At 75.7% G+C, this 4,903-nt stretch carries 5 protein-coding genes; 2 read left to right on the plus strand and 3 right to left on the minus strand.

The features are described 5' to 3' along the window. Positions 1-77: 77 nt before the first annotated feature. The 3 genes from ACFV6I_RS35945 to ACFV6I_RS35955 all read right to left on the minus strand — a co-directional run bounded on the left by ACFV6I_RS35945 (position 78) and on the right by ACFV6I_RS35955 (position 2,669). A complete protein-coding gene (locus tag ACFV6I_RS35945) occupies positions 78-827 on the minus strand; it encodes a Clp protease N-terminal domain-containing protein (protein ID WP_380335759.1) in 750 nt (249 codons plus the stop codon). Positions 828-1,023: 196 nt separating this feature from the next. After that, a complete protein-coding gene (locus ACFV6I_RS35950; protein WP_063348750.1) occupies positions 1,024-1,764 on the minus strand; it encodes a tyrosine-protein phosphatase in 741 nt (246 codons plus the stop codon). 194 nt (positions 1,765-1,958) lie between these two features. Further along, positions 1,959-2,669, minus strand: a complete 711-nt coding sequence (locus ACFV6I_RS35955) for a VC0807 family protein (protein ID WP_380430143.1) — start codon at positions 2,667-2,669, stop codon at positions 1,959-1,961. 325 nt (positions 2,670-2,994) lie between these two features. Here ACFV6I_RS35955 and ACFV6I_RS35960 point away from each other — a divergent pair, with 325 nt between their 5' ends. Further along, entirely contained in the window at positions 2,995-3,747 is a 753-nt protein-coding gene (locus tag ACFV6I_RS35960) for an RNA polymerase sigma factor (protein WP_380430146.1), read from the plus strand. Further along, the coding region (locus ACFV6I_RS35965) for a hypothetical protein (RefSeq protein ID WP_380430148.1) at positions 3,744-4,903 on the plus strand (1,160 nt) is incomplete at its 3' end. The genes ACFV6I_RS35960 and ACFV6I_RS35965, both read left to right, overlap by 4 nt.

Consider the following 4,903-nt stretch of genomic DNA (forward strand, 5'->3'; position numbering starts at 1 on the left):
CTCCCGAGGCACTCGCCCCCGCCCCGCCCCCCCGCCCGCGGCCCGGGGTGGGTCGCCCCCCGGGGCCCGGGCCCGTCTCACGCCTGCTCGGCGTTCCGGGCGGCGATGATGGCCTTGATGGCCTCGGAGGTGAAGGTCTCCGCCTCGGACTTCTCGACGCCGAGGCCGGCGAGCACGCCCGAGCCGTTCTCCAGCTCCAGCAGGGCGAGCAGGATGTGCTCGGTGCCGACGTAGTTGTGCCCGAGCTTCAGCGCCTCGCGGAAGGTCAGTTCCAGCACCTTCTTGCCCTGCGCGTCGTACGGGATCAGCGCGGGCACCTGCTCGGCGGCGGCCGGCAGGGCGGCGGCGGCCGCCTCCCGGACGGCCTCCGGGGTGATGCCCTGGGCGGCGAGCGCCTTGAGCCCGATGCCCTCCGGTTCGGCGAGCAGGCCGAGCAGGAGGTGTTCGGCGGTGATCTCGGCGTTGCCGGCCGCCCTGGCCTCCTCCTGTGAGGCCATCACGACGCTCCGGGCCCGGTCGGTGAACCGGGCGAAGCCCTGGCTGGGGTCGAGGTCGGTGGGGGTGCCCGGGTCCTTGGGGACGAACCGCTTCTGGGCGGCCTGCTTGCTGACGCCCATGCTGCGGCCGATGTCGGTCCAGGACGCGCCGGAGCGGCGGGCCTGGTCGACGAAGTGGCCGATCAGGTGGTCGGCGAGGTCGTCGAGGTGGTCGGCGGCGATGACCGCGTCGGACAACTGGTCGAGCGCGTCGGGGTGGACCTTCTTGATCGCGGCGATCAGGTCGTCGAGGCGCAGCGGAGTGGTGTTGGGAACGACGGGATTCTCCATGCGTCAACCGTAGGTTGTCGATCCCGGGTCGTCAACCATTGGTTGACGCTATGCGTGAGTAGTCTTCGGCGACCCCTGCGGAACGAAGGCGTCCGGTGGGCGGGCCGCGGATCCCGGCCCTGCCCGAGGCCGAGACGCCTCGCGAACTCAACTTCCAGGTGGCCGAGTTGAGGGAGCCGGTCTGGCCCGGAGGCCGCTACGCGGCGGGCAGCAGCCGGGCCCGGACGGCGGCGACCTCGGCAGGGGTGGCCCCGGCGGCGAGCAGGTAGCCCGCCGGGTCGAGGCCCTCCAGCGCGCCCGCCAGGGCGGCTTCGGCGGTGGTGCCGGCCTCGGCGAGCACCGCGTCGATCCGGTGGTACTGGTCCGGCAGGCCCAGCATCCCGTACAGCGGGCGGACGTTGGGGCCGCTGAGCTGGTAGTCCTCGACGATCGCGGCCCGCTCGACGCCGGCCAGGGCGAGCAGCAGCAGGGCCGCCAGGCCGGTGCGGTCGCGGCCGGCGCCGCAGTGCACGACCAGGCCGCCGGGGCGGGCGCCGGCGATGGCGGCGATCAGCGCGGCGGCGGCGTGCGGGCAGTGGTCCAGGTAGGGGCGGAGCGCGAGCGGGGTGCCGTCCAGCCGGCCGTAGGCCTCCCACCAGGCGGGGCCGGCGAGTTCGTCCAGCGGGACGCGGATCAGCTCGACGCCCTCGGGGAGCGGGAGGAGCGGCTTGTACTCCTCGGCGTTGCGCAGGTCGACCACGGTGCGGACACCGTGGTCGAGGAGGGCGTCCCAGCCCTCGGCGGTGAGGCGGTCCAGGTTGTCCGCCCGGACTATCGCCCCGCGGGTGGTCGGCCGGCCGGAGACGGTGGGCAGTCCGCCCAGGTCGCGGACGTTCAGGCAGCCGTCCCACACGAGGGTGCGGTCCTCGGTGGTGGTCAGCGCGTGCGTCCGGCTCATGGGGCCCCGTTTCCTCGACCGGGGGTCCCGTTACCCCCTCGTTATGAAGGACTCCCGGGAGATCCGGATGGTTCCGTGCTGTTCGGATCGCCGACACCCGGCGTTGGGGCCGGTTCGTGCGCCGTCCGGGGGCGGTGATGCTCCCCCGGGCGGCAGGTGGATGGCCGGTAGATGGCAGGCGAGCTCGGGCGGTGTCAGGCGGCGGTCGGGGCTTCGGTCTCGGCGGCGACCAGCTTCTCCATCGGATCGGCCGCGATCCGACCGAGCATCGCGCCGGCCGCGATCGCGCCGATCATGAACACGGTGGACAGCCAGGCCATGGTCGCCACCGGCAGGGTGAAGGCGCCGACCACCCGGGCGACGCAGTCGGCCAGCAGCGCGGTGCCCCAGACGCCCGCGAACACCCGCTCGTGGCGCCGGAAGGCCCGGGAGCCGGCCGCCCGGCCCTCGACCAGCCGCTGCCAGGCGGCGGCTCGGTCGCGCTTGCCCTTGGTGAGGAAGGGCATCAGCACCGGGGTCATCACCGACCGGCCGACCAGCGCCGAGATCAGGACGGCCAGCGCCACGGTGCCGCTCAGCCCGCCGTCCTTGGCGATCATCAGCCGGGCGTCGCCGGTGACGAAGGTGAGGGCCAGGCCCGCCAGGTTCACGGTCAGCATCAGCGCGGCCCACAGGTTGAGCCTGTGCTCGCGCAGCAGGCCGAGCGCGGTCCGGGCGGCCGGGATGGCGCTGCTCCACGCCAGCGCGGCGAACACGCTCAGGTCGCAGACCGAGTGCAGCAGGTAGTAGCCGGCCAGCGGGGCGACCACGTCGATGGCGAGCGGGCGGAGCCCGGAGGCCGACGGGTTCGGGGTCGCGCCGGCCTCGGCGGTGGTCGCGGCGGTGATGGTGACGGTCCGGTTCACGGCGGGTTCCTTCCCTGCTGGTGGCCGCGGGCCGCTGCCCGCGTCGTGCCTCCAGTGTTTCCGTCCGACCCTCCGTCAGAGCAGTGCCGTCCGTTGCGGGATCCGCGTGACAGCTGTCATGGTGCGGGCCGTGACAGCCGCTCCGACCTGCGACTTCTCCCGGCTCGCGGGGTCGCGTTCGCCCGGATGGCCCATGATGTGGCGGGTGCAGAGTGCAGAGCGCCCCGGAGCGGGCACCGGCAGCCCCGTCGGCCGGTCCGGACCAGTCCCTTCCGTCGGCCCCCCAGCGGGGCGGGGCCCCGGGCCCGGCGATCTTTCCCGGGGCGTGGGGGGCGCCCAGGCCGGGGACGAGGAGGCGTTCCGGCTGCTGTTCCGGACCGTCCAGCCGGGCCTGCTGCGCTACCTGCGGGTCCTGGTCGGCGGCCGCCCCGAGGACGCCCAGGACGCCGAGGACATCGCCTCCGAGACCTGGCTGCAGATCGCCCGCGACCTGGGCGGCTTCTCCGGTGACGGGGACGGCTTCCGCGGCTGGGCCGCCACCGTCGCGCCCCACGGCGCCCTCGACCACCTGCGCGCCCGGCGCCGCCGCCCGGTCGCCGACCTGCCCTTCGAGTACCTGGCCGGGCTGGCCGCCGGGGACGACACCGCGGGCGCCGCGCTGGCCACCGTCGGCACCGCCGACGCGCTGGCGCTGATCTCCCGGCTGCCGCGCGACCAGGCCGAGGCCGTCCTGCTGCGGGTGGTCATGGAGCTGGACGCCGAGAGCGCCGCCCGGGTGCTCGGCAAGCGAGCCGGCAGCGTCCGGATGGCCGCCCACCGGGGGCTGCGGAAACTGGCCACGCTGCTGGAGCAGTCCTTCGCGGCCGGGGTCGGGATCCCCGCCGCGCGCGAGGCCGAACCGGCCGTGCGGCGGCCCGGCCGGCGCCGTACCGAGGGGCCCGTCGAGGAACCCGCCGAGGAAACCGCGGGGAAGGCCGCCGGGAAGCCCACGGGGAAACCCGCGGGAAAGCCTGCGGGAAAAAGTTCTCCGCAAGGTGTGACAGAACGCCGGGCCGCGACGCTGAAGGACATGAGATGAGCACCAACCGATCCCGTCGGATCGACCGTGACGCTGCCGAGCATCTGCTCGGCGGTGCCGTGGGCGGCCCGCCGGCCGGGCAGGACGCCTCGCTCACCGGACCGGACGGCGGTCCCGGGCCGCTCGCCCGGATCCTCGCCGCGGCCGCCGCCCCGGCGACGGCCGACGAACTGGCCGGGGAGCAGGCCGCCCTGACCGCGTTCCGGGAAGCGCGTCTCACGCCCGACCCCGTAGTGACCACACCCGTCCGGAGACGATCGATGGCAACCGCCGCGCTGGCCAGGGCCTTCAGCACGAAGGCCACTGCCGCCGTGCTCGGCGCCACCGCGCTGTGCGGGGTCGCGGTCGCCGCCGGCACCGGCAACCTGCCGTCCCCGCTGGGCGGCGGGTCCGGCGCACCCGAGCACGCGCTCGCCGCCGCGGGCGGGCCCTCCGGCAGTGCGCCCGGCACCGCGTCCGCCGATGCGTCGGCCGATGCGTCGGCCGGTTCGTCCGCCACCTCGCCCGGCAGTGCCGCGCCCGGCACCTCGTCCGTCCGCCCGTCCGGCGGCTCCGCCTCGGGCGGCCCGCAGTTGGTCGGACCGTCCACCGCCGCGAAGCCCGGCACCCCCTCCACCGATACCGACGGCGACGGCGACGCCGAGGGGCACGGCGCCCGGCCGCTCGCGCCCGGACTGGTCGCCCTCTGCCACGGCTTCGCCGACTGGTCGGGCCGGGGCGAGCGGTCACCGGCCACCGAGCCGCGGTTCGGCCCGCTGGTCGCGGCGGCCGGCGGGGCGGAGAAGGTGGCGGACTACTGCGCGGAGGCGCTCGGCGACGAGGACGACGACCGTCCGGGCGCCACCGCACAGCCCCACGAACCCGGCCGGCCCACCCCCGGCCCTGGCGTGGGCAAGGGGAACACCGAGGACGGCCGGGGCAACGGGCAGGACAAGAACAAGGGCAACGGCCAGGACAACGGTCAGGACAAGGGCCAAGAGAAGGGCCAGGACAAGGGCAACGGCGGCAACGGGGCCAAGCCCGGCCGGTCCGGCGTGACCGTCCCGGCGCCGCCGAGCGCGCCGCCCCTGCCCGACGTCCGCCCGAGCAGGACCGACCGGCCCCAGCCGCGCCCCGAGCCCCAACAGGGGCCGGGGGGAAACCCGCACAACGCCGG

This window comes from Kitasatospora sp. NPDC059803, from assembly GCF_042732255.1.
GTDB lineage: Bacteria > Actinomycetota > Actinomycetes > Streptomycetales > Streptomycetaceae > Kitasatospora.